Raw genomic sequence first — 4,081 nt, forward strand, 5'->3', positions numbered from 1 at the left:
TGAAAGCCACTTGTGATAGTCATAAAGTGCCTTGGAAAATCTATCCGGACCGACATTTTATCGCCACCGAGAACCAGTTTTCAGACTGGGCAAAGGGCCGTAAATCCTTGCGACTGGAGTATTGGTACCGCCAGCTTCGCCAGCAGACTGCTCTTTTGATGGATGATGACCAGCCCATCGGTGGCACGTGGAATTTCGATGCGCAGAATCGTGAAGCCTTCGATGCACGCGGGCCTGGCTTATTGCCCACGCCTATCGGCTTTCCAGCCGATGCCATTACCCAACTGGTCATCGAAACCGTAGAACGCCATTTTCCGAAGCACCCGGGCGCATTGGACGGGTTCGACTGGCCGGTCACGCCAGAGCAGGCCGAAGCCGCCCTCGCAGACTTCATCACCCATCGACTGCCGCTGTTCGGTCACTATCAGGACGCGATGTGGACGGATGAGCCATGGCTATATCACAGCAGACTCTCAGCCGCGCTCAACCTCAAGCTCATCGATCCGGCTACCGTTTGCCGTGCCGCCGAAGCGGCTTACCATCAGGGGCAAGTGCCACTGGCCGCGGCGGAAGGATTCATCCGGCAGATACTGGGCTGGCGGGAATATGTCCGCGGGCTTTATGCCCATTATGGCGATCAATGGCTCAACATTAATACACTGGACGCCCGGCATGATTTACCGGATTTTTTCTGGACGGGCGACACACCGGCCTACTGTCTGAGCCAGACAATCGGCCAGACTTTACGTACGGGTTACGCCCACCATATTCAACGGTTGATGGTCACCGGTCTGTATTGCCTGCTGGCAGGCGTTCGACCTCGGGCTGTGCATGAATGGTATCTGGCTGTCTACGTCGATGCCGTGGAATGGGTTGAAATACCGAATGTGATGGGCATGAGCCAGTTCGCCGATGGCGGGATCATGGCATCCAAGCCCTATATCGCCAGTGGCAGCTATATCGATCGGATGAGCAATTATTGCAAGCACTGCCCGTTCAATCCCAAGGAGGCGGTGGGTGCGAAGGCCTGCCCGTTCACGACCCTGTACTGGGACTTTCTGGACCGACACGAAAAGCGCTTTGCCCAGCACCCCCGTCTTGCCCTGCAGGTCAAGAACCTGCAACGCAAATCGGCGGAAGAACGCGCCCTCATCCGCGCCCAGGCCGCGCGTCATTTAGCCGATGTGACGCAAAAACCTCAGACATGACATCCCTCGACGTCGATTCAGCGCGCTGAAATACTCAGGCCACGACCAATGCCGTAGTAAAGCCAATTATCTTCGGCCAAGCGCTTGGGATCATAGACATTGCGTCCATCGAAGATCAGCTTTTCCTTGAGCGCACTGGCCATTAGAGCGAAATCCGGCGCACGGAACGCCTTCCATTCTGTGCAGACAATCAGGGCATCTGCTCCTTTCAAGGCTGAGTCACGTGTTCCACACAAAAGCAGATCATCTCGTTGGCCGTAGATACGCTGGGTTTCTTCCATGGCCTCCGGATCATAAGCCTGAACTTTGGCACCGGCTGCCCACAAGGCGGCCATCACCTCGCGAGCCGGTGCGGCGCGCATGTCATCGGTATTCGGCTTGAATGCCAGCCCCCACAAAGCGAAGGTTTTGCCAGCCAATGCCTCCTGCCCGCCGTAATGGCGCACGATCAGATCGAACAATTTGACTTTCTGCCGGTCATTGACCGACTCGACCGCAGCGAGGAGTTCGGCGTTGTAGCCAACGTCACGGGCGGTGCGGTGCAGCGCTTGAACATCCTTGGGAAAGCATGAGCCACCATAACCGCAGCCGGGGTAGATGAAGTGGTAGCCGATGCGTGGATCAGAACCGATGCCGATCCGCACCTGCTCGATGTCGGCACCCAGGCGTTCCGCGAGATTAGCCAACTCATTCATGAAGCTGATCTTGGTTGCCAGCATGGCGTTCGCCGCATATTTCGTCAGTTCGGCCGAACGCAAATCCATCACGATCATTCGATCATGGTTGCGGTTGAACGGGGCGTACAGTTCGCGCATCCGCTTTTCACTCGCGGGGTTTGTGGTGCCGATGATGATCCGGTCCGGCTTCATGAAGTCATTGACCGCTGCACCTTCCTTGAGAAACTCAGGATTCGATACGACATCGAAATCGATGGACAAGCCACGTTCGGCCAGCGCCGTACTGATTTCCGCTCGGACTTTATCGCCTGTTCCGACCGGGACAGTGGATTTGTTGACGACGATCTTCGTCGAGGTCATCGCCTCGCCGATCGAGCGCGCCACAGCGCGAACATATTGCAGATCGGCGGAACCATCCTCATCTGGCGGTGTGCCAACGGCGATAAACTGCACGTCACCAAATTCGACCGCCTCACGCGCACTGGTCGTGAAATGCAGACGCCCCTGATTGAAATTATCCCGCACGATGGTTTCAAGCCCCGGCTCAAAAATCGGGATAATCCCCTGCTTCAAGCGCTCGATCTTGCTTTCGTCGACATCAACACACAGAACGTTATGCCCAACTTCAGCCAGACACGCGCCCGTGACCAGCCCCACATACCCTGTGCCAAAAATCGTAATCTTCATCGATCAGCGTCTCTTCGTAATCTTTTGTCAGGCATCGTGTCCACTGGCCTGTTCTTCCGTCTGACTTAAGGTATCCCGCACCAGACGAAACAGTTCGCGGAAATACCGGGGTGGTTTCTGCTCTGCCCGCTCCTTGGCGACCTGGCGCAGCAGATGCCGCAAAGCCTGAATATCCACCTGGGGATAACTTGAAATGAAATCCGTTACCGCAGCGGCATCATCCGACAATAAACGTTCGCGCCAACGCTCGCTCTCATGCTGCAAACGAATATTTTGGGGCGCATCCGGATCGATCCGGTTCAACTCGGCCTCAATGGCGACCACATCGTGCTGGCGCATGAGCTTGCCGATATATTGAAGATGGCGTTTGCGGGCGCCGTGTGCATGGATATTCCGCGATTCGCCAATGGCCGCCAGCAACGAATCGGACAGCGGGAAAGCCGCCAGTTGCGCATCGCTCAATGCACAAAGCTCAGCGCCGAGATCGCGGGCGGCATGCGCTTCGCGCTTGCGCTCAGTCTTGCTGGGCTCGAAGTCGGCATCTTCCGGCACATCCTGTTGATGCGCTTTCTGCTCATGCGCTTTTTTGGCCGCGTAAAAACGACGATCACTCATAAATGTAGGCGAGTAATAAAGTTTCATACTGAACACCTCTGAAAGTCATATTCTACTGTTAGAAAAATTACTCAAAAATGAATAAAGTTTCATACTAGATTTTTAACCTGACTCAATTTCAGTAAAATTATAGTAATAAAGCATCATACCTGAAATGATGTAATCGAAATTAGTTGACCGATCTGAGACATTCGATTTCCGATAGTCATTCAATATCAGGAGTCAATCTATCAGTACCTATTGGCGGGTAAGATGTATCTATCGAATTGCAGAAATTATATACGGATTCAAACGTTTAAAGTTCATCGCACGCCAGACTTTCACACTGTTCTTGGCCCGAACAAGATGACGGATGCACCCAAGAGGCATATCGAGGCACCGAGCAAGTCCCACCGATCTGGGCGTACCCCTTCTGCCAGCCATAGCCAGACCAGCGATGCTGCAATATACACACCGCCATAGGTGGCATATGCCCTGCCGGCGGAAGCGGAGTCGATCCGGGTGAGCAGCCATGCAAAGATCATCAAACTCACCACTCCGGGCAACAACCAGCCAGCCGATTTACCCAGGCGCAGCCACGCCCAGAAAGCAAAGCAGCCGACTATTTCCGCCAACGCCGCCATGACATAGATGCCGGCAGATATCATGATACCCCCGCAATCGGGACTGCCCGGATGATATCGCTCACATAAATCCACCCCGCCTCGGCTTGGCCGGTACGGGCGGTGCGTTTGATGATGTCCACCAATTCGTCCACTTGGTGATCTTCACAAATCAGCTCCAGCTTGGACTCGTTGATAACGGCCTCAGCCAGTTCGATGGAATAGTGTTGTTCCTTGGCATCCACTGCCTTGAGCAAGCTTTGCACCGAGATGACACTGAGGTTGCGACAGC

At 54.6% G+C, this 4,081-nt stretch carries 5 protein-coding genes; 1 reads left to right on the top strand and 4 read right to left on the bottom strand.

What is annotated here, in order from left to right:
• The coding region (locus M7R55_RS08800) for a cryptochrome/photolyase family protein (RefSeq protein WP_298220044.1) at window positions 1–1,208 on the top strand (1,208 nt) is incomplete at its 5' end.
• A 17-nt stretch (window positions 1,209–1,225) separates the two neighbouring features.
• Here the strand turns inward: M7R55_RS08800 and M7R55_RS08805 are convergent.
• From M7R55_RS08805 to M7R55_RS08820, 4 genes are all read right to left on the bottom strand, one after another.
• Window positions 1,226–2,572, bottom strand: a complete 1,347-nt coding sequence (locus M7R55_RS08805) for a UDP-glucose/GDP-mannose dehydrogenase family protein (protein ID WP_298220045.1) — start codon at window positions 2,570–2,572, stop codon at window positions 1,226–1,228.
• Between the two features lie 27 nt (window positions 2,573–2,599).
• A complete protein-coding gene (gene yjgA, locus M7R55_RS08810) occupies window positions 2,600–3,214 on the bottom strand; it encodes a ribosome biogenesis factor YjgA (protein WP_298220047.1) in 615 nt (204 codons plus the stop codon).
• Between the two features lie 293 nt (window positions 3,215–3,507).
• Window positions 3,508–3,834, bottom strand: a complete 327-nt coding sequence (locus tag M7R55_RS08815; RefSeq protein WP_298220048.1) for a YnfA family protein — start codon at window positions 3,832–3,834, stop codon at window positions 3,508–3,510.
• The coding region (locus tag M7R55_RS08820; RefSeq protein ID WP_298220049.1) for a P-II family nitrogen regulator at window positions 3,831–4,081 on the bottom strand (251 nt) is incomplete at its 5' end. The genes M7R55_RS08820 and M7R55_RS08815, both read right to left, overlap by 4 nt.

The sequence above is a fragment of the Halothiobacillus sp. genome, assembly GCF_027346185.1.
Classification (GTDB): domain Bacteria; phylum Pseudomonadota; class Gammaproteobacteria; order Halothiobacillales; family Halothiobacillaceae; genus Halothiobacillus.